The organism is Nocardioides guangzhouensis (assembly GCF_004519545.1).
Taxonomy (GTDB): domain Bacteria; phylum Actinomycetota; class Actinomycetes; order Propionibacteriales; family Nocardioidaceae; genus Nocardioides; species Nocardioides guangzhouensis.
The window spans coordinates 16491-38861 of the sequence record NZ_SDKM01000018.1; the positions used below are offsets into that span (position 1 = coordinate 16491).

General features: G+C 73.0%; 25 protein-coding genes. 14 read left to right on the forward strand and 11 right to left on the reverse strand.

Features of this window, described 5'->3' with window-relative positions; genetic code table 11:
• Positions 1-109: 109 nt before the first annotated feature.
• Positions 110-892 carry an inositol monophosphatase family protein gene (locus EKO23_RS13125; protein WP_134717992.1) on the forward strand — a complete coding sequence of 261 codons (783 nt, stop codon included), beginning with the start codon at positions 110-112 and terminating at the stop codon, positions 890-892.
• 3 nt (positions 893-895) lie between these two features.
• Here the strand turns inward: EKO23_RS13125 and dtd are convergent, their stop codons facing one another.
• Positions 896-1321, reverse strand: coding sequence for a D-aminoacyl-tRNA deacylase (dtd, locus tag EKO23_RS13130; RefSeq protein WP_134717994.1), 426 nt, complete (start codon positions 1319-1321; stop codon positions 896-898).
• A gap of 51 nt (positions 1322-1372) precedes the next feature.
• Between dtd and EKO23_RS13135 the strand changes: the two genes are divergently transcribed.
• Positions 1373-2221 (forward strand): beta-keto acid cleavage family enzyme, encoded by an 849-nt coding sequence (locus EKO23_RS13135; RefSeq protein ID WP_134717996.1) that lies wholly within the window; start codon positions 1373-1375, stop codon positions 2219-2221.
• A 4-nt stretch (positions 2222-2225) separates the two neighbouring features.
• Here EKO23_RS13135 and EKO23_RS13140 read toward each other — a convergent pair whose 3' ends face one another.
• Genes EKO23_RS13140 through EKO23_RS13150 form a run of 3 tightly spaced genes read right to left on the reverse strand, consistent with a single transcriptional unit; the run spans position 2226 to position 6281 of the window.
• A complete protein-coding gene (locus EKO23_RS13140) occupies positions 2226-2609 on the reverse strand; it encodes a VOC family protein (RefSeq protein ID WP_134717998.1) in 384 nt (127 codons plus the stop codon).
• Positions 2606-3388, reverse strand: coding sequence for an arsenate reductase/protein-tyrosine-phosphatase family protein (locus EKO23_RS13145; protein ID WP_134718000.1), 783 nt, complete (start codon positions 3386-3388; stop codon positions 2606-2608). The genes EKO23_RS13140 and EKO23_RS13145 overlap by 4 nt, the downstream gene beginning before the upstream one ends.
• 37 nt (positions 3389-3425) lie before the next feature.
• On the reverse strand, positions 3426-6281 hold the full coding sequence (locus EKO23_RS13150; RefSeq protein ID WP_134718002.1) for a helix-turn-helix transcriptional regulator: 2856 nt from the start codon (positions 6279-6281) through the stop codon (positions 3426-3428).
• 132 nt (positions 6282-6413) lie between these two features.
• On the opposite strand from EKO23_RS13150, the gene EKO23_RS13155 reads away from it, so the two are divergent.
• The 3 genes from EKO23_RS13155 to EKO23_RS13165 all read left to right on the forward strand — a co-directional run bounded on the left by EKO23_RS13155 (position 6414) and on the right by EKO23_RS13165 (position 8729).
• The gene (locus EKO23_RS13155) at positions 6414-7664 is read left to right on the forward strand and encodes an FAD-dependent oxidoreductase (RefSeq protein WP_134718004.1); all 1251 of its coding nucleotides are present in this window, start codon (positions 6414-6416) and stop codon (positions 7662-7664) included.
• A gap of 59 nt (positions 7665-7723) precedes the next feature.
• A complete protein-coding gene (locus EKO23_RS13160) occupies positions 7724-8290 on the forward strand; it encodes an OsmC family protein (protein ID WP_134718006.1) in 567 nt (188 codons plus the stop codon).
• A gap of 97 nt (positions 8291-8387) precedes the next feature.
• Positions 8388-8729 (forward strand): metallopeptidase family protein, encoded by a 342-nt coding sequence (locus EKO23_RS13165; protein ID WP_134718008.1) that lies wholly within the window; start codon positions 8388-8390, stop codon positions 8727-8729.
• Between the two features lie 29 nt (positions 8730-8758).
• On the opposite strand, the gene EKO23_RS13170 is transcribed toward EKO23_RS13165, so the two are convergent.
• Positions 8759-9118: a DsrE family protein gene (locus tag EKO23_RS13170; RefSeq protein ID WP_134718010.1), complete on the reverse strand. Its 360-nt coding sequence runs from the start codon at positions 9116-9118 to the stop codon at positions 8759-8761.
• Positions 9119-9152: 34 nt separating this feature from the next.
• Here EKO23_RS13170 and EKO23_RS13175 point away from each other — a divergent pair, with 34 nt between their 5' ends.
• The 5 genes from EKO23_RS13175 to EKO23_RS13195 all read left to right on the forward strand — a co-directional run bounded on the left by EKO23_RS13175 (position 9153) and on the right by EKO23_RS13195 (position 12982).
• Positions 9153-9653 (forward strand): heme-binding beta-barrel domain-containing protein, encoded by a 501-nt coding sequence (locus tag EKO23_RS13175; protein WP_134718012.1) that lies wholly within the window; start codon positions 9153-9155, stop codon positions 9651-9653.
• Between the two features lie 16 nt (positions 9654-9669).
• Complete coding sequence (locus EKO23_RS13180; protein ID WP_134718014.1) at positions 9670-10089, forward strand: Fur family transcriptional regulator; 420 nt, start codon at positions 9670-9672, stop codon at positions 10087-10089.
• Positions 10086-11051 (forward strand): CAF17-like 4Fe-4S cluster assembly/insertion protein YgfZ, encoded by a 966-nt coding sequence (gene ygfZ, locus EKO23_RS13185; protein ID WP_134718016.1) that lies wholly within the window; start codon positions 10086-10088, stop codon positions 11049-11051. Before EKO23_RS13180 ends, ygfZ begins: the two co-directional genes overlap by 4 nt.
• Positions 11048-12556: a hypothetical protein gene (locus EKO23_RS13190; RefSeq protein WP_134718018.1), complete on the forward strand. Its 1509-nt coding sequence runs from the start codon at positions 11048-11050 to the stop codon at positions 12554-12556. The genes ygfZ and EKO23_RS13190 overlap by 4 nt, the downstream gene beginning before the upstream one ends.
• A gap of 75 nt (positions 12557-12631) precedes the next feature.
• Positions 12632-12982, forward strand: a complete 351-nt coding sequence (locus tag EKO23_RS13195; protein ID WP_134718020.1) for a phosphomannose isomerase type II C-terminal cupin domain — start codon at positions 12632-12634, stop codon at positions 12980-12982.
• A gap of 235 nt (positions 12983-13217) precedes the next feature.
• Here the strand turns inward: EKO23_RS13195 and cysN are convergent, their stop codons facing one another.
• The 4 genes from cysN to cysC all read right to left on the reverse strand — a co-directional run bounded on the left by cysN (position 13218) and on the right by cysC (position 17846).
• A complete protein-coding gene (gene cysN, locus EKO23_RS13200) occupies positions 13218-14534 on the reverse strand; it encodes a sulfate adenylyltransferase subunit CysN (RefSeq protein ID WP_134718022.1) in 1317 nt (438 codons plus the stop codon).
• Positions 14534-15448 (reverse strand): sulfate adenylyltransferase subunit CysD, encoded by a 915-nt coding sequence (gene cysD / locus EKO23_RS13205; protein WP_134718024.1) that lies wholly within the window; start codon positions 15446-15448, stop codon positions 14534-14536. The genes cysN and cysD overlap by 1 nt, the downstream gene beginning before the upstream one ends.
• A 72-nt stretch (positions 15449-15520) precedes the next feature.
• A complete protein-coding gene (locus EKO23_RS13210; RefSeq protein WP_134718026.1) occupies positions 15521-16621 on the reverse strand; it encodes a sulfite exporter TauE/SafE family protein in 1101 nt (366 codons plus the stop codon).
• A gap of 43 nt (positions 16622-16664) precedes the next feature.
• On the reverse strand, positions 16665-17846 hold the full coding sequence (cysC, locus tag EKO23_RS13215; protein WP_246051068.1) for an adenylyl-sulfate kinase: 1182 nt from the start codon (positions 17844-17846) through the stop codon (positions 16665-16667).
• A 43-nt stretch (positions 17847-17889) separates the two neighbouring features.
• Between cysC and EKO23_RS13220 the strand changes: the two genes are divergently transcribed.
• The 4 genes from EKO23_RS13220 (at position 17890) to EKO23_RS13235 (ending at position 20528) form a co-directional block, all read left to right on the forward strand.
• On the forward strand, positions 17890-18846 hold the full coding sequence (locus EKO23_RS13220) for an asparaginase (RefSeq protein WP_134718030.1): 957 nt from the start codon (positions 17890-17892) through the stop codon (positions 18844-18846).
• Positions 18847-18954: 108 nt separating this feature from the next.
• Complete coding sequence (locus EKO23_RS13225; protein ID WP_134718032.1) at positions 18955-19368, forward strand: helix-turn-helix domain-containing protein; 414 nt, start codon at positions 18955-18957, stop codon at positions 19366-19368.
• On the forward strand, positions 19361-20140 hold the full coding sequence (locus EKO23_RS13230) for a hypothetical protein (RefSeq protein WP_134718035.1): 780 nt from the start codon (positions 19361-19363) through the stop codon (positions 20138-20140). Before EKO23_RS13225 ends, EKO23_RS13230 begins: the two co-directional genes overlap by 8 nt.
• 100 nt (positions 20141-20240) lie before the next feature.
• Positions 20241-20528: a DUF2516 family protein gene (locus EKO23_RS13235; protein ID WP_217702612.1), complete on the forward strand. Its 288-nt coding sequence runs from the start codon at positions 20241-20243 to the stop codon at positions 20526-20528.
• A gap of 7 nt (positions 20529-20535) precedes the next feature.
• Here the strand turns inward: EKO23_RS13235 and EKO23_RS13240 are convergent, their stop codons facing one another.
• Both EKO23_RS13240 and EKO23_RS13245 read right to left on the reverse strand, forming a co-directional pair.
• Positions 20536-21798 (reverse strand): hypothetical protein, encoded by a 1263-nt coding sequence (locus EKO23_RS13240; RefSeq protein WP_134718037.1) that lies wholly within the window; start codon positions 21796-21798, stop codon positions 20536-20538.
• Positions 21798-22325: a SigE family RNA polymerase sigma factor gene (locus EKO23_RS13245; protein WP_134718039.1), complete on the reverse strand. Its 528-nt coding sequence runs from the start codon at positions 22323-22325 to the stop codon at positions 21798-21800. The genes EKO23_RS13240 and EKO23_RS13245 overlap by 1 nt, the downstream gene beginning before the upstream one ends.
• Positions 22326-22371: the final 46 nt, after the last annotated feature.

Genomic DNA, 22371 nt, shown 5'->3' on the forward strand with positions numbered 1-22371 from the left:
CCGGGGGCTGCGGCGCGAGGGTGACGGCGTGGGTCGAGGGGTGGGTCGAGGGTGGGGCGCGGGGTGGGGCGCGGGGTGGGGGTGCTCCGGCAGTCGGTAGGTTGCTCGCGTGGAGACCGACGAGGTCCTGACCCTGCTCGTGGACGTGGCCGAGGAGGTGATCGACCCCCGCTTCCGGGACCTGGCCGACGAGGAGATCGCGGAGAAGAACCCCGGCGACCTGGTGACCGTGGCGGACAGGGAGGCCGAGGCCCGGATCACCGGTGTGCTCGGCGCCGCCTACCCCGAGGCGCTGATCCTCGGCGAGGAGGCGACCGCGGCGGACGCGACGCTGATGAAGCGCTACCAGGCCGCGGACCACGCGTTCACGGTCGACCCGGTCGACGGCACCAAGAACTTCGTGCACGGGTCGAAGGACCACGCGGTCATGGTCGGGGAGGTACGTCGCGGCGAGGTCGTGCGCGGCTGGATCTGGCAGCCGCAGCACAAGGTCGCGTATGTCGTGGAACGCGGCGCCGGGGCCTGGCGCGACGGGGAACGGCTCACCCGACCCCCGCTGGGTGACGAGCTGCGCGGGGTCACCTCGCGACGCAGCTGGATCGGCCGCGCCCTCGGCACGCTGCGGGCGCTCGACCTGACCTGGGTCTGCTGCGGCGTGGACTACCCGAAGCTGGTCGAGGGCGAGGCGGACTACGCGCTCTACCGCAAGGCCAAGCCGTGGGACCACGTCCCGGGCTCGCTGCTGCTCGCCGAGGCCGGTGGGTACGTCGGCACGTTCGACGGGGTGCCCTACCACCCGCTGGCGGACCCGCCGGCCGGCCTGGTCGCGGCGGCCGACCGGGCGACCTACGACCTCGTGCAGGGGCTGCTCGACAACCTCCCCGGGGTCTGAGCCTCAGCGCTCGAGCAGCACCGTGATCGGGCCGTCGTTGACCGAGGCGACCTCCATCTGTGCCCCGAAGACCCCGCGCTGCACGTGCGCGCCGAGGCGCTCCAGCTCGGCGCAGAACGCGTCGTACACCGGCTCGCTGACCTCGCCGGGCGCCGCCGCCTGCCAGGTCGGACGGCGTCCCTTGCGCGCGTCGCCGTACAGCGTGAACTGGCTGACCACCAGCACCGGCGCCCCGACGTCGGAGGCCGACTGCTCGTCGCGCAGCAGCCGCAGGTCCCAGACCTTGCGGGCGGTCCACGCGGTCTCGTCGGGGCCGTCGGCGTGGGTGACGCCGAGGTAGACCAGCAGCCCCGGGCGCTCGATCTCGCCGACGACCTTCCCGTCGACAGTCACGGCTGCGCGAAGAACTCGCTGTACGACGGCTCGCATCGGGAAATCTTCCTTCCGGTGAGTCGACGGGGCTGCGGCGATTCTGGCACGATGACCGCCATGCCCGAGCCGCTGCTGATCACCGTCGCGCCCACCGGAGCCGAGACCGCCAAGGCGGACTGCCCGCAGCTCCCGACCACCCCCGAGGAGCTCGCCGCGACCGCGGTCGCGTGCCGGGAGGCCGGTGCGGCGATGATCCACATCCACGTGCGCGACCACGACCACCAGCCGACCCTCGACCTGCCGCTGCTGCGCGAGTGGGTGGCGGCGGTGCGGGAGTCGACCGACCTGGTCGTCCAGCTCTCGACTGGCGGGTCGGTCCACGACCCGCTCGACACCCGGCTCAAGGTGCTCGACGCCGAGCCGGACTCCTGCAGCCTCACCATGGGCACCACCAACTTCGGCGACGACGTGTTCATGAACCCGTGGCCGTTCGTGTGCGAGCTCTACCAGCTCTCGCAGGAGCGGGGCGTGGTGCCGGAGTTCGAGCTGTTCGACCTCGGCCAGGTGCACGCGCTGCACCGGCTGCTCGACACGTTCGGCCTGCCGGCCGGGGGCAAGGTGCACTGCGACCTGGTGATGGGCGTGCCCGGCGGCATGAACGGCACGGCGGACGCGCTGGTCGCCTCGGTCGCCGCGCTGCCGGCCGCCACCACCTCGTGGTCGGCCACCGGCATCGGCCGCTCCACGCTCGCGGTGATGCTCGCCTCGCTCTCCAAGGGCGGCCACCTGCGGGTCGGCATGGAGGACGTGCTCACGATCAGCCGGGGCGTCCCGGTCGAGTCCAACGCCCAGCTCGTCGAGCGGGCGGTCGAGGTGGCCCGGGTCGCGCAGCGTACGCCGATGACCCCGGGCGAGGCGCGGACCCTGCTCGGCCTCGACGCGGTCGCCGCGGGCTGAGGGCTCAGCGGGACGCGGGCTCGAACAGCTCGACCAGGTTCCCCGAGGGGTCGGCGACGAGGACCTGCCGGCCGCCGGGGCCGGAGACCACCTCGCTGCGGAAGGGAAGCCCGGCGTCACGCAACCGGTCCACCGCGGCGTCGAAGTCGTCGAGGACCAGGTGGATGCGGTTGCGGCCGGGGCCGGCGCTGTCCCCGGGTGTCGCGCGGGCGCCGGAGCTGGCGGCGCCGGACAGCAGCAGCCGGAGGGGTCCGCGGACGACGTCGGCGAAGGCCGGCGCCGGATGGCTGCGGACCGTGAACCCCAGGTGGGTGGTGTAGAACTCGATCGCCGCGTCGACGTCGTCCACCAGGTAGCGGACGCTGGCGAGCTCGGCTTCGGTGCTCATCTCGGTTCCTTCCTGTCGGGGGTGGGTTCGAGCGTGGGCAGGACGTGGAGCAGGTGCCCGATCCGGGTGTCGATCTCGCGCGCCGCCCGTCGTACGGCGCGGTCTGCGGCAGGCGCCGGGGTGCCGGCCGGCGCGGGGTCGGCCATGCTCCAGTGGATGCGCCGCGGGTGACCGGGGAGCTCCGGGCAGACCTCGCGGACCCGGTCGCACAGCGTCACCACGACGTCGAACCCGTGCGTGTCGAGGGCGTCCAGCGCCTGCGGGCTGCGCCCGGAGACATCGATCCCGTAGTCCTCGGCGAGCACCCGGACGGCGCTCGGGTGGGTGCGCTCGGCGGGGTGGCTGCCCGCGCTGGCGACGTCGACGGCGCCGCCCGTCCGTTCCCGCAGGAGCGCCTCGGCGACGGGCGATCGCGCGCTGTTGCCGGTGCAGGCGAACAGCACCCGGAGCCGCCGGTCGGGCCTCGGCGCTTCGGGCCGGGCGACGGCCAGCGCCGGGTGCAGCGAGGCGCCGGTCCCCGCGAGCAGGTCGCGGCAGCGGTCGAGGTCGAGACGGTAGTAGCTGTCGCGACCGTCGAAGCTGCTCCGCCGGGCGGTCACCAGGTCGGCGTCGCGCAGCAGCCGCAGGTGGTAGGACACGAGGTTCTGCGGCTGCCCGACCAGGTCGACCAGCTCGCGCACGCGGTGGTCCCCGGTGGCGAGTCCGACGAGGAGCCGCCAGCGCACGGGATGGCCGGCCAGCCGCACGAACGGCGGCGGCGCGGCGGGTGCCTGCCGCATCCTTCGAACTTACATCAAACCGGCTTGATGTAAAGGTCTAGGAGGGCGACCCCTCGGTCGCGGTGGCCCAGGCGGCGATCTCCGACCGCCGGCTGACGCCGAGCTTGGCCCGGATGTGCTCGAGGTGCGAGCCGGCCGTGCGTGCCGTGATCCGCAGCTCCTCGGCGATCTCCCGGTTGGTCAGCCCGCGGGCCACCAGCCGGGCCACCTCGAACTCGCGCTGGGTGAGCGGCGACCAGGCCTGCGGGGCGTCGTGGTGGTCGAGCCGGGACCCGATCGCGGCCGCCGCCTCCAGCAACGGCGTCGACCCGACCGCGGTCGCTGCTTCGCGCACCTCCTCGACCAGCGCCGCCGCCTCGGTACGGCGGTTGGACGCGACCGCGCACCGGGCCAGGTCGAGCGCGCACCACTGGCCCTCCCACCAGCGCTGACGCGCCGCCCAGTCCGCGCGGGCCCGACCCAGCAGCTCGCGCGCCTTCCCGGTGCGGCCCGCGGCCAGCTGGATGAGGCCGGCCGCGTGGTCGACGGCGGGCAGGGTGCCGGGCACGCCGCGGGCGACGAGGTCGGCGGAGACCCGATCGGCCCACTCCTGCGCCCCGGACGGGTCCTGCGCAGCGAGTCGGGCCCGGGTGCCGGTGACCAGGAAGGGGAACAGGTTGGCCGCCTCGAGGATCTCGTGCGAGGCGTCGAACCCGGCCCCGGTCAGCGTGACCGCCGCGGCCGCGTCACCGGTCAGCACCGCGATCTCCGCCAGTCCCCACAGGGCGGGGGAGAAGCGCTGCAGCTCCCGCATGTCCTCCCCGGACGCCCGGGCCTCGCCCAGCGCGGTCACCGCGGCGTCGTACCGACCGCGGCCGAGGGCCACGAAGCCGAGCGCGTGCAACGCAATGATCCGGGTCGTGATGCCGCCCTCGTCGTCGGCGAGCAGCTGCTGCGCCTCGACCACCGCGGCGTCCCACCGGCCTCGGCACCACCACACGTGCGCCTGGTGGCTGGCCATGTAGTGCCGGTGGTTCCACTGCTGCGTGCGTGCGGCGTACTCCACGCCCTCGGACAGCCAGCGCTCCGCCCGGTCGTACTCCACCAGCGTCGACGCCGACGACCCGAGCATCCGGTAGCCGCGGGCCGCCTCCGCCTCCAGCCCCAGCTCGCGGGCCGCCCGGGTGGCCTCCTCCAGCCGGCCCCAGCCGTCCCGGCCCGCGAACACCTCCACCGTTCCTGCCGTGATCACCGTGTCCAGCCGGGCCTGCTCGTCCTGCAACGCGACCGCCTCCAGCGCGGTCTCGGCGGCCCGGAGCGCCTCGTCGAGCCGGTCGTCGACGAGGTACGCCGCCGCCTCGCCAGCCAGCAGGTCCGCCCGGACCCGCTGCGCCTCCGGCTCGTCCCTCCCCTCGACCGTGCGCAGGGCCGCCCGCAGCAGCGCCACCCGGTCCTCCAGCGGGTCGCCGAGCAGGTGCCGGACGGCGACCAGCCGGGCGACCAGCGCCGCCGCGCCGACCGGGTCGCCGGCCGCCGTACGCAGGCGCCGCGCCTCCTCGAAGTCCTCCGCGGCCCGGGCGTTGTGGTCGGTCGCCGCCGCCTCGACGGCCCGGCGGGCGAGCAGGTCCGCGCGGCGCGGGTCGTCGGGGGCGCGCAGGCAGCGCACGGCCCGGTTGAGCAGGTCGAGGGCGTCCTGGTGCGCCGACAGCGTGCTGGCGCGTAGCGCGGCGGCCGATGCGGCGTCCACCGCCTCGTCGTACTGCCCGGCCTCCTCGTGGTGCGCGGACCGGTAGGCGTCGCCGCCGAGCTGGCCGCGACGCCGGGCCACGTCGGCGACCCGGGCGTGCAGGGCGCGGCGTAGCGCCCGCGGCGCGACGCCCTCGACGGCGTCGCGGATCAGCGCGTGGCGGAAGCCGAACCAGCCCGGCGCCTCCTCGACCACCAGGTGCCGGTCGACCAGCTCGTCGAGGCCGGCCGCCGCCGGGTCGTGGGAGGTGCCGGCGACCTCGGCCAGCAGGTCCAGGTCACAGCTGCGGCGTACGACGGCCGCGGCGACCGCGATGTCCCGGGCCGGCGGCGACAGCGCGTCGAACCGCTGCTGCACCGCTTCGGCCAGGGTCTCGGGCACGTAGCGCGACGACGGCGTCAGCCGGCCCTGCGTGGCGGCGTTCACCAGCTCCTCCACGTGCAGCGGCACCCCGCCGGAGCGCCGCTGGACCAGCTCGATCAGCCGGCGCGAGGGGGCTCCCCCGGGCACCAGGTCGCGGACCATCTGCGCTCCCTGGCCCCGGTCGAGGGCGGGCACGTGCAGCTCCTGGGCGAGGCGCTGCAGCAGGACCCGGGATCGCCAGGCGCGGGCCGGGGAGTCCTGGTGGAGCTCGTCGGTGCGCAGCGTGCCGACCACACACATCGGCAGGTCCGGGAGGCGCCGCGCGAGGTGCCCGACGATCTCGAGGCTCAGCTCGTCACACCAGTGCAGGTCCTCCAGCGAGAGCAGCGCCGGCCCGTTGGCGAGCGCGGCCAGCCGCTCGACCGCGTCGAGCACCAGCAGGCGGCGGCGCCGGTGGGCGTCGCCGGTGGACGAGGCGCCCACGTCGACCAGGTCCGCGACCAGGTCCCGCCCGCGCGCGGCCACCTCCGTGCTCTCCGAGCGGGCCATCGCGTGCCCGAGCTCGAGCAGCAAGCCGGCGGAGAGCTCCACGTCCTGCGGGAAGGCGGCGGCCGACCACAGCGCGAACCCCTGCTCCCCGGCCCGTTCCTGCAGCGCCTGCAGCAGCCGGGTCTTGCCGATCCCGGCCTCCCCGGAGACCAGGACCAGACCACCGGCTCCGTCGAGCGCGGCCGTGAGGCGCTGCCCGGCGAGGGCGAGGAGCTCGTCCCTCCCGCGGATCACCTGGGTACGCCTGTCGTCCACCCGCTGCCGCCCGTCTCACCGACATCGGCGACCGAGAAGCACCCGCCTTGTCGGGCATTCGACCGATGACCGTTGCGTGGCGCTCCCGGAGTCTGGACCCCGTCCTCACGGAAGCCAGCAAGGAGCCCTCCCATGGCAAGGTACCTCGACCGCGACCCCTACCTCACCAGTTCGGGGCCCGGACGCGCGCTCGGACCCCTGCGCAGCCACCACGACGTCGTGGTCGTCGGCGCCCGCTGCGCCGGCGCAGCGACGGCGCGGCTGCTGGCCAGGGCCGGCCACGACGTGGTCATGGTCGACCGGTCCCGGCCCTCGCGCGACACCAGCTCGACCCACTCGCTGTCGCGGGGCGGCGTCGTGCAGCTGGCCCGCTGGGGCCTGCTCAACCGGGTGGTCGCGAGCGGCGCTCCGGAGATCCGGACGGTCACCTTCCACCATGACGGCGAGGTCGCGACGCACACGATCAAGGACCGGGCCGGGGTCGACTTCGTGGTCGCCCCGCGGCGCTACGTCCTCGACGAGCTGCTCGCCAACGCCGCGGTCGCGGCCGGCGCCCGGCTGATCACCGACACAGTCGTGACCGGGCTGGTGCACGACGCGGACGGCCGCGTGACCGGCGTACGGTCCCGTGACGCCGACGGGACCGAGCGCGAGCTGACCGCCCGCCTGGTGATCGGCGCGGACGGCGTCCGGTCGCCGGTCGCGCGGTACGTCGACGCGGAGGTCACCGAGCGCTACGGCCCGACCGGGTCCTGCTTCTACACCTACGTCGGCGGGGTGCCGTGGGACGGCATCGAGCTGCACGTCGCCGAGAACGCGTTCGCCGGGGTCTTCCCGACGCACAACGACGAGGCCTGCGTCTGGCTGATCCGGCCGTTCGACGACATGCGGCCGGTGATCGAGGCGGGGTCCCACCGGACCGACGCCTGGCTCGACCAGCTGGACCGGACCGTGCCCGGCCTGGCCGGCCGGGTGCGCGGCGGGACGTTCGGGGAGCGGCTGCGCGGCTACGCCGGGCTGCCCAACCACGTGAAGCGCCCGTACGGCGCCGGGTGGGCGCTGGTCGGCGACGCCGGCTACCACCGGGACCCGATCACCGGCCACGGCATCACCGACGCGTTCCGGGACGCCGAGCTGGTCTCCGAGGCCGCCGACGCGGTGCTGCGCGGCACGGACGAGGACGAGGCCATGTCCCGCTACGAGAGCCAGCGGAACGCGGCGATCGAGCTGACCTTCGGCCTGACCCGGGCCCTGGGCGCCTTCCCGGAGCCGACGGACTTCCTCGAGACCCAGACCCGGCTCAGCAAGGCCCTCGACGCCGAGGCCCTGGCCCTGGCCGCCCGCCCCGTCCCCGGGTACGCCGGCCGGCGACCGGCCGCCTGACCGCCCCCACCCCGACCCACACACCAGGGAAACCACCCACCACAACGAAAGGGACAGTCATGTCCATCACGCAGGAGAACCACGTCAACGGTGTCGACACCGCCACCCTCTTCGCGACCATCGGGGCGGTGAAGGAGCAGCCCGAGCTGGCCGCCTTCCGGTTCCGGACCGCGCACCGCTGGGTCAACGGCACCCAGAGCGAGGCCCGGTTCCCGGGCTTCTACGGTGCCGGGCAGGAGCACACCCACCAGCACGACACCGTGATCACGGCCGACCACCCGGTCGTGCTCGTCGGCAACGACAACGGCCCCACCCCGGCGGAGCTGCTGCTCAACGCGCTGGGCGCCTGCCTGACCGCGGGGATCGGCAACATCGCCTCCGCCCGCGGCATCGAGCTCCACGGGGTTCGCTGCACCGTCGAGGGCGACATCGACCTCCGCGGCATCCTCGGCATCGACGACGTGGTCCGGAACGGGTTCGACAACATCCGCGTCGTGTTCTCCGTCGAGGGCGACGCCGAGGCGGAGCAGCTGGCCGAGCTGGTCGCCCAGTCGCGGGCCCGATCGGCGGTCTTCGACGTGGTCAGTCACGGCACCGACGTCACGGTCGAGGTCGCCGGCCGCTGACCCGCCGGTCCCGACGTACGACGGCACCGGGGGCCGGCTCGGCGGCCCCCGGACCACTGCGTCCCCCGCGTCAGGGGTGCGGTCGCACACTGGACCCATGGTCGAGGTCGACGGCGAGCAGTTCGAGGCGATGGTCACCGAGGCCCTCGACGGGCTGCCGCCGGAGCTCGGGAAGCTGATGAGCAACGTGGCCGTCACCGTGGAGCACGGGCCGGGACCGCGAGGCCTGCTCGGGCTCTACCAGGGGATCCCGCTGACCCGCCGTACGACGAGCTACGGGGGCGTCCTGCCCGACCGGATCACGATCTACCGTCGCGCGATCTGTGCGGTCTCGCGCAGCGACGAGGAGGTCGTCGAGCAGGTCCGCCGTACCGTCGTCCACGAGGTCGGCCACCACTTCGGCATCTCCGACGCGCGGCTGCGCGAGCTCGGGTGGTGACGGCGCGGGGACGGGGTGACACGGCGCCGTCAGTAGACGAGCGCCTGCACCCCCTCGCCGAGCACCTCCTCGGCGAACACCGCGGCGCCGGCGATCCGGACCCCGCCGAGGACATCGGCGGCGGTGATCCCGCGCCGGTCGGCGCACTGGGTGCACAGCGTCACCTGTCCCGACGCGAGCACGGTGCCGAGCAGGTCGGCCAGCGGCATCGCCAGCGGCAGCGAGAACTCCTCGGCCCGCCCCGGCACCGCGAACCACGCCGCCTCGCCGGTCAGCCAGAGCCCCACGTCGGCCCCCGACGCCGCGGCGGTCGCGGCGACCGTGAACGCCTGGTTGCAGCGCTCCGGGTCGTCGGCGCCGCAGGTGACCTTGACCAGCAGTCTCCGCATGGGCCGACAGTAGCCACGGCCTAGACTGCCCGCCATGCCGTTCCAGATCCCTGACAACATCCACCCGAGCTGCGCGCCGCTGGCGTGGCTGCTCGGCACCTGGCGCGGCAACGGCCAGGGGGACTACCCGACGATCGACGGCTTCAAGTTCGGCCAGGAGATGCTGTTCCAGCAGGACGGCCGCCCGTTCATCCACTACATGAGCCGCGCCTGGATCGAGGACGACGAGGGCAACGTGGTCCGCGAGGCCGCACAGGAGACCGGGTTCCTGCGCCCGCAGGAGGACCGCACCCTCGAGGTGGTGCTCGCCCACAACCTCGGCTTCGTCGAGGTCTGGCACGGCGAGATCCACGCCGACCAGCCGCGGTTCGAGATCGTCACCGACGCGATCGCCCGTACCGGCACCGCCAAGGAGTACACCGGCGGCAAGCGCCTCTACGGGTACGTCGAGGGCGACCTGCTCTACGCCTACGACATGGCCGCGATGGGCCAGCCTCTCCAGCCGCACCTGTGGGCCCGGCTCCAGCGGCAGTGACCCCGCCGGCAGCACCATGAGCGACTTCGCCGAACGGCTCCGCAGCAGCGGCAAGCGGCTGACCCCGCAGCGCGAGCTGATCCTGCGCGCCGTCGACTCCCTCGGCCACGCCACCCCCGACGAGGTGCTGACCGAGGTGCGCAAGCAGTCCAGCGCGGTGAACATCTCGACCGTCTACCGCACGCTCGAGGTGCTCGAGGAGCTCGGGCTGGTCAAGCATGCGCACCTCTCCGACCGCGCCCCGACGTACCACTCGGTGGGCGGCCACGAGCACTTCCACCTGGTCTGCCGGAATTGTCACCGGGTGATCTCGGTTGACGCAGGTGTACTCGACCCGTTGCTGGAGCGGCTGCGGACCGACGAGGGCTTCACCGCCGACGTCGGTCACCTGACCGTCTTCGGCCGGTGCGACCAGTGTGAGGAGATCGACGCATGACCAGCCCGCTCCTGGGCCTTCCCGGAGCCGTCGCCGGCGACGGCATCGACGCCCCCGTGGCTGCCCACTACGGCTCGTTCCACGGCGAGCAACGAGCCCTCGAGAACGGCGAGGGCTTCGTCGACCAGTCCCACCGCGACGTGCTGCGCATCGCCGGCCCCGACCGGCTGCGGTGGCTGCACGACCTGACCACGCAGCACCTGCTCGACCTGGTCCCCGGCACGCCCGTGGCGGCGCTGATCCTGAGCCCGCAGGGCCACGTCGAGCATGCGATGTACGGCATGGACAGCGGCGGCGAGGACGGCGCCCTGACCGTGCACACCGAGCCCGGCCGCGGTGCGGCGCTCGCCGACTTCCTGCTGAAGATGCGCTTCCTCAACCAGGTCGAGGTCGAGGACGCGACCGCCGAGCTCGCGGTCACCTGGCGCCCGTCGGCCCGCACCGGCGTCCCGTACGACGGCTACGAGCTCGTCCCGCGCGACCGGCTCGAGGCGTACGCCGCCGCGGCCGGCCCCCCCGCCGGGCTCTGGGCGTTCGAGGCGCTCCGGATCGCCCGCGGCGAGCCCCGGCTGGGCCTCGACACCGACCACCGGACCATCCCGAACGAGGCCGGGTGGATCAACAACGCCGTCCACCTCGACAAGGGTTGCTACCGCGGTCAGGAGACGGTGGCCCGGGTGCACACCCTCGGCCGTCCGCCACGCCGGCTCACCCTGCTGCACCTCGACGGCTCCGAGAACCGGCTGCCGGCCGTGGGCTCCGAGCTGCTGCTCGGCGACAAGGTCGTGGGCTTCGTCGGCACCTCCGCGCGGCACCACGAGCTGGGGCCGATCGCGCTGGCGATGGTCAAGCGCAACGTCCCGATCGACGTCCAGCTCTCCGTCGACGGCCTCCCGGCGGCGCAGGAAATTGTCGTGGATCCCGAGGTCGGGCTGCACGTCCGACCTATGCTGCGTGGGTGAGCTGGACGGGGCGACTCGCGTGGCTGCTGCGTTCGTGGCGGCTGCACCGACCTGACGCGCCCCTCGCCGACCCGGCCGCCTTCGCCCGCGCACTGACCGGGAACGGCTGTCCCGCGACCCCCGAGCAGGTCGTCGCCTGGGAGTCCGGCGCCGTGGACCCGCCGTACGCCGCGTGGGTCGGCTACGAGCGCGTGCTCGGGCTCGATCACTGCCTGCTCGCCTCCTCGCGGGAGTACCTCCGGGTCTCGCTGCCCGCCGGCTCGCTGCCCCAGGTGCTGGCGCCCACCGACAAGGACTCCGACCACTTCGAGCACGACCGCAAGCGGCTGCTGGCCGCGGCCGCCACGGGAAGGGCGACCCCGATCCAGTGGACCGCGCTGGGCTCGCACCTCACCGCCGACCAGGACTGGGCGCCGGAAGGGGAGGAGGTGCAGGCCCTCTGCGACGAGATCGTCACCCAGCTCGCCCGTGGCGTGGACGCGTCGTACCGCCTGATCTCGATCGCCGCGGCCGGGCTGGCCCAGGTCGCTGCGCTCCGGGCGCCCCTGGTGACCAGCATCCGCGGCTACCTCGGCGACCCCGACGTCCAGGTCGTGCACGACCCCCTCGGTCTGCTCGACCAGATCAGCTCGCCCGAGGCCGCCGACCTGGTGCTCGACCTGCTCGAGAAGGCGCCGAACCGGGCGCTCTACCTGCACGCGGTCTGGCAGGCCACCCAGATGGTGCTCCGCGGCGGGTTCGACGACCGGCAGCGGGCCCGGCTCGGCGTCCTGGTGCTGGCCCGCTGGCGGGCCGACCCGACGCAGGCCCCGGTCGACCTCGCCCAGCTGATCGCGGTGCTCCCGACCGGCTTCCGGGAGGCCTTCTCCCGCGCCGCGCAGCAGTGGGGGAACACCGACTTCGGCTACGTCCTCGAGCACGGCGAGGACGTCACGGCCGAGTCGGCCGAGCGGCTCGCCACCCGGCTGGTCAACGCGGTCGCGGCCGCCGACCCCGCCGCGATGGAGTCCGACCGCGGCGAGCTCGCCTCGCTGGTCCGCGAGTCCCTGTTCCACCGGGAGTCCGAGCGGCGGCACCTGGGGTCCGTCCTGCTCTCGGCGTCGCCGTACGCCGCGGGGCTGGGGGAGGCCGCGCTCGACGCGCTCAGCGAGCGGGACACGGTGTCGCTGGCCCGCGGCCGGGCAGCGACCCTGTGCACCTACCTGGCCACCGAGCACCACCGGCTGCGGCTCAGCCCGTTCGTGGGCGACCCGGACGAGACCGTGGCCGCGGCGGTGACCATCGCCCTCGGACACATCGAGTTCGCGACCACCACCGACCAGGTGCTGCGGCACATGATCCCCACCCAGCCGGGCAGCCTCGGCCGCGGCCACATGTACGCGCTCGGCATGACCGGCTCGCCCGGACTGTCGGCGATCGCGTCGTCGTCGTCGGCCCCGGACTGGCAGCGCCGGGCCGCGCGCTGGTGGCTGCGCACCGGGCCCGCGATCCGCCACCCCCAGTGACAGCCGGTAGTGACCACGCGCCGGCGACCGGTTGGTTAGGCTGACGGCCGTTCGTCACCAGAGGGGGATCGGCACATGGCACTCGAATCCGCGGAGCGGCCCTGGGGGTCGTGGCACGTGCTCGATGAGGGACAGGGCTACAAGGTCAAGCGCATCAACGTCTCGCCCGGCTGCCGCCTCTCCTACCAGACCCATGCTCACCGCTCCGAGCACTGGGTCGTGATCCAGGGCGTCGCCACCTGCGTGCTCGACGGCGACACGGTGGTCCGCGAAGCCGGCCAGTCGATCGACGTACCGACCGGGGCCGCGCACCGTATCTCCAACGCCCATGCCGACGAGCTGGTGATCATCGAGGTGCAGCGCGGCTCCTACACCGGTGAGGACGACATCGTCCGCCTCGAGGACGACTACGGCCGCCAGGGCTGACCCGACCGCTGGATGAGGAGGGGGTTCTGCGCCCGTCTCGAAACCTAGGTCCCTGGTCGCCTCGAGGCCCTTGGTTTCGAGAGGCTCGCTGGCGCTCGCTCCTCAACCAGCGGGGGAGTTTCGAGAGGCTCGCTGGCGCTCGTTCCTCAACCAGCGGGGGGCGAAATGACGACGACCCGCCGTCACCGACCGGAGTCGGGAGCACGGCGGGTCGTCGGCGGGCGACCGGGGAGCGTCAGGTGCCGCTGTTGATCATGCCGGCGCCGACGGTCACGCCGGTCGCCTCGTCGATCAGGATGAACGAGCCGGTGGTGCGGTTCTTCGAGTAGGGGTCACACAGCAGCGGCATCGTCGTGCGCAGCTGGACGCGACCGATCTCGTTGAGGCCGAGCTCCTTGGTCTCCTGGTCGCGGTGCAGCGAGTTGACGTCGAGGCGGTACTGGACGTCCTTGACCATCGCGCGACCGGTGCGGGTGGTGTGCTTGATGGCGAGCTTCTGGCGCGGGCGCAGCGGCTCGTTGGTCATCCAGCAGACCATCGCGTCGATGTCCTGCGAGGGCTTGGGCGCGTTGTTCACGCGGGCGATCATGTCGCCGCGGGAGACGTCGACGTCGTCCTCGAGGTGCACGGTGACCGACATCGGCGGGAAGGCTTCGCCGATCTCCTTGTCGAACAGGTCGATCTTCGCGATCTTGCTGGTCATCCCCGACGGCAGCACCACGACCTCGTCACCCGGCTTGAGCACGCCGCCGGCGACCTGGCCGCCGTACCCGCGGTAGTCGTGGAACTCGTCCGACTTCGGGCGGATGACGTACTGGACCGGGAAGCGAACGTCGACCAGGTCACGGTCGGATGCGACGTGGACGTGCTCGAGGTGGTGCATGAGGGTCGGGCCGCTGTACCACGGCATCTTCTCCGAGCGGGTCACCACGTTGTCGCCCAGGAGCGCCGAGATCGGGATGATCTCGAGGTCCGGGATCGACAGCTTGGTCGCGAAGGAGGTGAACTCCTTGTGGATCCTGTTGTAGACGTCCTCGGAGAAGTCGACGAGGTCCATCTTGTTGACCGCGAGCACCAGGTGCGGGACCCGGAGCAGCGACAGGATCACCGCGTGCCGGCGGGACTGCTCGGTGAGGCCCTGGCGGGCGTCGACCAGCACCAGGCCGAGGTCGGCGGTGGAGGCGCCGGTGACCATGTTGCGGGTGTACTGCACGTGGCCCGGGGTGTCCGCGATGATGAACTTGCGGTTCGGGGTCGCGAAGTAGCGGTAGGCAACGTCGATCGTGATGCCCTGCTCGCGCTCGGAGCGCAGGCCGTCGGTGAGCAGCGCGAGGTCGGTGTAGTCGTAGCCACGCGACTTCGACGTGGACTCCACGGACTCGAGCTGGTCCTCGAAGATCGCCTTCGAGTCGAGCAGCAGGCGGCCGATCAGCGTCGACTTGCCGTCGTCCACCGAGCCGGCGGTCGCGAACCGGAGCAGGTCCGCGCTCTCCTTGATGGCGTGCTGGTGCTCGACCTCGCCGTCGGTGGCGGTCGTCTCGGGCGGGGTCATCAGAAGTAGCCTTCCTTCTTGCGGTCTTCCATGGCCGCCTCGGAGAACCGGTCGTCACCTCGGGTGGCACCGCGCTCGGTGACCTTGGCGATGGCGATCTCGTCGATGATCTCGGCGGTGTTGGCGGCGTCGCTCTCGACGCAGCCGGTCAGGGTCAGGTCGCCGACGGTGCGGAAGCGGACGGTGCGCTCCTCCACGGACTCGCCGGAGCGCAGCGGGTTGAACTCGCTCTCGCTCAGCAGCATGCCGTCGCGCTGGAAGACCCGGCGCTGGTGCGAGAAGTAGATCGACGGGATCTCGATCTGCTCGCGGTCGATGTAGTGCCAGATGTCCAGCTCGGTCCAGTTGGAGAGCGGGAAGATGCGCATGTGCTCGCCCTCGTGGAGGCGGCCGTTGTAGAGGCTCCAGAGCTCCGGGCGCTGGTTCTTCGGGTCCCACTGGCCGAAGTCGTCTCGGTGGGAGTAGACGCGCTCCTTGGCGCGGGCCTTCTCCTCGTCGCGGCGGCCGCCACCGAAGGCGGCGGTGAAGCCCTCCTCCTCGATGGCGTTGAGCAGGGTGCCGATCTGGAGGCGATTGCGGCTGGTCTTGCCGTCGTCGACGACGATGCCGCTCTTGATCGCCTCCTCGACGCTGGCGACGACCAGGCGCACACCGAGCCGGTTGACCCAGGAGTCACGGCAGGCGAGGACCTCGGGGAAGTCGTAGCCGGTGTCGACCTGCAGCACCGGGAAGGGGATCTTCGCCGGGTAGAAGGCCTTCTCCGCCAGCCGCAGCATCACGATGGAGTCCTTGCCGCCGGAGAACATCAGCACCGGCTTCTCGAACTCTGCGGCGACCTCACGGAAGATGTGGATCGACTCCGCCTCCAGCTGGTCGAGCTGACTCAGCTGGTAGTCGGCATGGGTGTCAGTCATGGGTGACGGGAACCTCTCGTCGGGACAGCAGCGGCCATCGTATCGATATCGGGCGGGGGCGGAGAATCGTCGTCAGGCGCCGTGATCGCGGTCACGGGACTCCTCGTGAGCCGGGTTCCCCGTCTGCCGGGGCTGCTGGGACGCCGGTGACTCGTGGGGAGGGCGCGGGTGGCCGTGGGCGTGCGCGCGGCCGGTGCCGACGTACCGCGGGTCGTCGAGGTCCGCGACGTACGGCGCCCCGAACATCGGCAGCCCCTGCTGCTTGCGGAGCAGCCCCCAGACCAGCGGGACCAGGACCAGCATCGCGACGCCGATGCCGGCGATCAGCATGGGGTGGGTCTCGTCCTCGCCGGCGCCGAGCGGTGCCCAGCCGGCCTTGTCGAGCAGGGCGACGCCGGACATCGTGAGCACCACGACGATGCCGCGACGGATCACCGACTGCGGGACGCGGGGCGCGATCTTGCTGCCGAGGATGGTGCCGGGCACGGAGCCGAGGATCAGCGGGATGGTGAGCTGGAGGTCGAGGCCGTGCAGTGCGATGTTGGAGATCGCGGCGGCCAGCACCAGCGGGACCGCCTGCACCAGGTCGGTGCCGACCAGCTTCACCGCCGAGAGCCCGGGGTAGAGCATGAGCAGCGCGATCATGATCACCGAGCCGGAGCCGACACTGGTGATGCCGACCAGCAGGCCGCCGAGCGCGCCGACCAGCAGCGTCGGGAGGGGGCGGATCTTCGGGTTCGGGTCACCCTCCGGCCCGCCGCCGCGGACGCGGACCAGGTTGATGTAGAGGCGCAGGGCGTACGTCGCGGCCGCGAGCAGCAGCGCGAAGCCGATGCACATCTTGAGGACGTCGTCGATCTCGTCCGGGTCGGTGAACCAGGCGACGAGATGGGGTCCGAGCAGGGCCATCGGCACCGATCCGATGATCAACCACTTCGCGAGCTGGATGTTGGGCGAGCCCTCGCGGGCGTGCACGACGGCCCCGCCGGTCTTGTAGACGGCGGCCGCGGTGAGGTCCGCGGTCACGACCGTGGCGGCGTCCCCCACGCCGAGGAAGATCAGCGCGGGCGTCATCAGCGCACCGCCACCCATCCCCGTCAGTCCGACGACCACGCCGACGAGGAAGCCGGCGACGAGGATCGAGAGGAACGTGAGGGTGATCAGGTCGGCCATGGGGACCTTTCGGACGAAACGTGCGGGGACAAGCCGCGTTAGTCTACTGAAGCAATTGGTCTTGTCGAAGTCGGGCGAGCACGTCCTCGACGCACTCGTCGATCGTGCGACCGGTGGTGTCCACCCGCACCCGGGCGTCCTCCGGCTCCTCGTAGGGGGAGGAGATGCCGGTGAACTCCGGGATCTCGCCGGCCCGGGCCCGCGCGTAGAGCCCCTTGCGGTCCCGGCGCTCGCACTCCTCGAGCGGGGTGGCGACGTGCACCAGGAAGAACTCGCCGCCGGCCTCCTCGACCAGGTGCCGCACCTGCTTGCGGGTCGCGTCGAACGGCGCGATCGGGGAGCAGATCGCCACCCCGCCGTGCCGGCTGATCTCGGCCGCCACCCAGCCGATCCGGCGGATGTTGGTCTCGCGGTCCTCCTTGCTGAAGGTCAGCCCGGCCGAGAGGTTCCGGCGGACCACGTCGCCGTCGAGGCTGGTCACCGTGCGGGTGCCCTGCTCGAGGACCCGGTCCTGGATCGCCCGCGCGATCGTCGACTTGCCGCTGCCGGACAGGCCGGTGAAGAACAGCACCAGGCCGCGACGCTCCGGCGGAGGCCGGTCGGCGTCGACCACGGCGGCGACCTCGTCGGGCAGGTCGCTGTCGTCGTCGGCCAGTGCGACCACCCGGTCGCCGTCCGCGTAGTTGGTGACCACCTGCACGCCGAGGTCGTGGTCGACCCGGGCGTCTCCGTGGGAGGCGAGCGGCACGGCGACCACGGCGGCGTCCGGCAGGTGCCCGGCAGCCGCCAGCGTGGCGCGGACCAGGCCGACCGGGCTGAGCCCCTCCGGAGTCCCGGCCCCGGTGAGGGCGAGCAGGACCAGCGGGCCCTCGCCGGACAGCGCCTCGATCTGGTCGACGCCGAGCGGGCCGCTGACCGGCACGAACGAGCGGCCAGCGTACTGCTCGCGGACCTGGGTGGGCGTCAGGTGCAGCGCGCGGAACGGACCGAACTGCGGGTGGGTCAGCGGCTGCACCCCGCCGTTGGCGGTGACCCGGGCCAGCGGCAGCCCCTCGGGGTCGACGAGCTCGACGGTGCCGTCCACGCCGTCGGGGAGGGCAAGCGTGACGGGTGAGCCGGGCTCGTTGAAGCCGGTGAGCGGGGCGAGCCCGCCGCCGACGAGCAGCTCGAGGTCGTCGAGCTCGCGGGGCGTGGGGCAGTGCTGGGGTGGGGCGGGGGTCGGCACCCGGCCATCCTGCCATTGCCCCGGAGTACGTACGCTCCGGTCCATGCCTGCACCCGCCGTCGCCGAGATCGTCCGTTCCGGGTTCGTGGAAGGACACCACTACGGGTCCCTGGTCGCGCTCGCCGCCGACGGCAGCGTGGACTGGTCGGTGGGGGACGTGACCGCCGCGATCCTGCCGCGTTCGTGCAACAAGCCGGTCCAGGCGGTGGGCATGCTCCGCGCCGGGCTGGACCTGCCGCCGGACCTCCTCGCGCTGGCCTGCGCCTCGCACTCCGGCGAGCCGTTCCACGTCGACGGGGTACGCCGGATCCTCGCGGCCGCCGGGCTGGGCGAGGACGCGCTCCAGACTCCGCCGGACTACCCGCTCGACGACGCGTCGCGCGAGGAGGTCGTGCGGGCGGGCGGCAGCAAGGCGCGCGTCCTCATGAACTGCTCCGGCAAGCACGCCGCGATGCTGGCCACCTGCGTGGTCAACGGCTGGGACCTCGCGACGTACCGCGACCCGGCACACCCGCTCCAGCAGGCGATCGCCGCGACCTTCTCAGACCTGACCGGCGAGCCGGTCGAGCACGTCGCGGTCGACGGCTGCGGTGCGCCCCTGCTCTCGGCCAGCCTGACCGGGCTGGCCCGGGCGTTCCGGACGATCGCGGTCGCCACGGCCGGCCCCGAGGCCCGGGTCGCGGCCGCGATCCGCAGCCACCCCGAGTTCGTGTCCGGCACCCGGCGTGACGAGCTGGCCCTGCTGCGCGCCGTCCCCGGCGCGATCGGGAAGGCCGGCGCCGAGTCCTGCTACGCGGTGGCGCTCCCGGACGGGCGCAGCTTCGCGCTGAAGTGCGACGACGGCGCGCCGCGCGTGCGGCCGGTGCTGATGGCGGCCGCACTGCGGCGCGGCGGGGTGCCGGAGGAGGCCGGGGTGGATGCGGAGGCGGTCGCGGCGACCGGCCGCGCCGAGCTGCTCGGCGGCGGCGTCCCGGTCGGGGAGATCCGCGCGGTGATCTAGTCCTGCTAGCGCTCTGTTGAGCGGGTTTCTCCTTGCTGTGAAGGGATTCACAGAGAATTAACCGACCATGTGCTTGCTTCTGCTAACTCCAGTTAGCACGATGGGGACATGGCACGAGGAAGGGTCGGCAAGACCGTCGGGTCGCTCGGTGACTACCTCAGGGAGCAGCGGGTCCAGGCCCGCCTGTCCCTGCGGCAGCTCGCGGAGCAGGCCGGCGTCTCCAACCCCTACCTCAGCCAGATCGAGCGCGGCCTGCGCAAGCCCTCGGCCGAGGTGCTGCAGCAGATCGCGAAGGCGCTCCGGATCTCCGCGGAACAGCTCTACATCCGCGCCGGGATCATCAGCCCCGAGGAAGGCGTCGGCGGATCCGTTGAGCTCGCCGTCCTTGCCGACCCCGGCCTGACCGAGCGCCAGAAGCAGTCGCTGCTCGACGTCTACGCCTCGTTCCTCGCGCAGAACGCGCCAGGGCCGGGCGAGGCGCACCCGACCGGACACGACACCGAAGGAGCCGACCATGGCTGACGCCAGGATCGACCTGAAGAACATCGACCTCAAGACCGCCGCCAAGCCGCTGTACGCCGGCGTCGGTGCCACCGACCTCGCCGTGGGCGTGGCCCGGCAGTACCTCGCCGACGTGCAGTCCCGCGTGGCCGAGGTCCAGAAGCGGATCGAGAAGCTCGACCTCGAGCCGAAGACCCTCAACGCCAAGGCGCAGTCCGCGGTCACCACCCGCGTCGACGCCGTGACCAGGTCGGTCACCAAGGACGCCAAGGCCCGGCAGGCCGCCCTCGAGGCGAAGCTGGCCGACCTCCAGGCCGAGGCGAAGAAGGCGCAGGCCCGCTTCGAGGCCCAGCTCGCCGAGCTCCAGGGCGACGCGAAGTCCCTGCCAGCCAAGGCCCAGGCCTTCGTCGCCGACACCCTGGCCGAGGTGGCCGAGACGTACGCCGAGCTGGTCAAGCGTGGCGAGACCCTGGTCACCCGGATCCGCACCCAGGAGACCACCCAGGACGCCGGGAAGTCCGCCGCCACCACCTCCGCCAAGGCCCGGGCCACCGTGACCCAGACCAAGAAGGCCGCGTCCGAGACCACCTCGACCGCGAAGAAGTCGGCGAAGAAGTCGACCTCGACCGCGAAGAAGTCGGCGTCGACCACGAAGAAGACCGCCGCCAAGAAGGCCGCCCCGGCCGCGAGCAGCGCCAAGGCCACCGCCACCGCAGCAGAGAAGACCGCGGAGAAGGCCGCCGAGGCGACCACCGAGGCCGTCGAGAAGACCGGCGACGCGTCGGAGAGCTGACCGACCCGCACACCACGGGGCCGCGGACCGCAGGGTCCGCGGCCCCGTGTCGTGTCCTCGGTCGTTTTTCGGGGGCCGGGCCACCGTCTAGGCTGTGCTGGTGGCTTTCCTGATCACGGGATACATCGAGCTGGCGGTGATCCTCATCGCGCTGGCGATCAAGGCGTTCGCCTTCATCAACGCGCTGCTGTGGCCCGCCGAGAGCTACACCGCCGCGAACAAGCTCACCAAGCCCGCGTGGCTGGCCATCCTCGGCGTCGGCCTGGCCGCGCAGGTGGTGCTCATCCAGGCCTCCCCGATCAACCCGATCCACCTGATCGCGACGGTCGCCGCGATCGTGTTCCTGGTCGACGTCCGGCCCGCGGTCTCCGAGCTGACCAGACGCTGATCGGCCGTCAGCGCATCCGGGCCACGGTGAACGCGACGCCATGGTCGCCGTCGACCGGACGTTCCCAGACCAGCCGGTCGCCGGCCCCGGCGGCGTCCCCGGTGTAGGAGCTCTCCCGGTCGGTGAGCCGCAGGAGCCGGCCGTCGTCGAAGGAGTAGGCGTAGACCCCGGCTCGTCCCTCCTCGCGGGTCTTGACGGTCAGCCACCGGTCGGAGGTGGCGACCGGGCCGAGCTGGTCGCCGGTGAGGCTTGCCAGCGGCCTGCCGTCGAGGTCGAACACGTCGATGTGGTCGACGATGTCGGTCATCGCGTTCGGGTCGTCGCCGATGGCGCAGTTCGTCGTCACCACCACGGCGTCGGCGGCCAGGCCGACCCCGATCTGGCGGCAGTCGCCGGTGTGCGGGTCGAACGAGACGGTCCGCCCGGCGGCCAGGTCGCCGACCGTCACCTCGTGGTTCGGCCGGGCCAGCGTGTCCGTGTAGGCGTACGTCGTGCCGCGCTGCGCGACGTTGCCGGCCGTCGCGAACGGGGCCAGTGCGCTGCCCGGCGCGGTCGAGGTCCGGAACAGCTGGGTCCGCGGGCCCTGGAACGTCGGCCCGTTCGTGGTCAGGACCTGGTCGCTGCCGGCGGCCACCGGCCCGGCGCTGGTGTCGAACATGACCAGGCTGCCCCGGTCGTCGGTCCACGCCCGCCAGCGTCCGCGCTGCGCCTCGAAGAGCCAGAACCCGGCCACCGAGCCGTCGGACTCGTCGCCGCCGTCCTCGAAGACCAGGTCGGCGCCGGCGGTGCCGGCGTAGTTGCCGAGCCCGGGGGGAGCGGCCAGCCAGCGGACCTCGCCCCCGGGCGGAGCCAGGCCGACCTCGCTCTCCTGGGTCCGCTCCACGCCGTGGGGGTACCGCTGGAGGACGGTGGTGCCGTCGGGCGTGATCCCGCGGACGAACGGACCACCGGACGCCTCGGTGTCGGCGCTGCGGACGGTCCGCTCGACGACGTAGTCGCGGCCCTCGACCGCCGGGCTCGCGTCGTCGAGCGTCAGCCGCTCGGCGGGCGGCGGGGAGGCGGGCGCACCGTCCCCGTCGCCGCCACCGCCGGCCAGGGCGAGCGGCACCCCTCCGACCACGGCCAGGGTGGCCAGGGCGGCGCCGCCGAGGGCGGCCCGGCGGCGGAGCACCCGGCCGCGGCCGGCCCGGATCACGGTGGCGGGGTCGAAGTGGTCCTCGGGAGTGCCGTCGGCGGCGGCGTGCAGCCGCTCGGACAGGGTCTCCACCATCACAGGCCTCCTTCCGCGGCTGCGACCAGGTCTCGGAGCTCGAGGTGGCGACGCAGGGAGGCCAGCGCCTTCGCGGTCTGGCTCTTGACCGTGCCCTCGGTGCAGCCGAGCACCCGGGCGGTGTCCGCGACCCCGAGGTCGTCGTAGTAGCGGAGCACGACGCAGGCGCGCTGTCGGGGTCCGAGCTCGCGCAGCGCGCCCATCAGCTCGTCGCGCACGGCCAGCGGCTCGGCCGGCCCCTCGACCTGGCCGCGGTCCAGCACCTCGGCCGAGGTGGGCAGCTCCCGGTTGGACCGCTTGCGGGTCCAGTCGATCCACGCCGAGACCGCGCAGCGCCGGGCGTACGCGTGCACGCCCTCGCCGGCGCGGTGCAGCCGCGGCCACGCGACGTACACGCGGACCAGTGCCTCCTGGGCCAGGTCGGCGGCCAGCTCCCAGTCGCCCGACAGCAGGTAGGCGGTCCGCCGGAGCCGCGGCCGGGCGGCCACGGCGAAGTCGGCGAACTCCTGGTCGTCCCTGCGACGCATCCGTTCTCCCCTCGTCACCCCCAGAACGAGGTGACCACCGGACGGG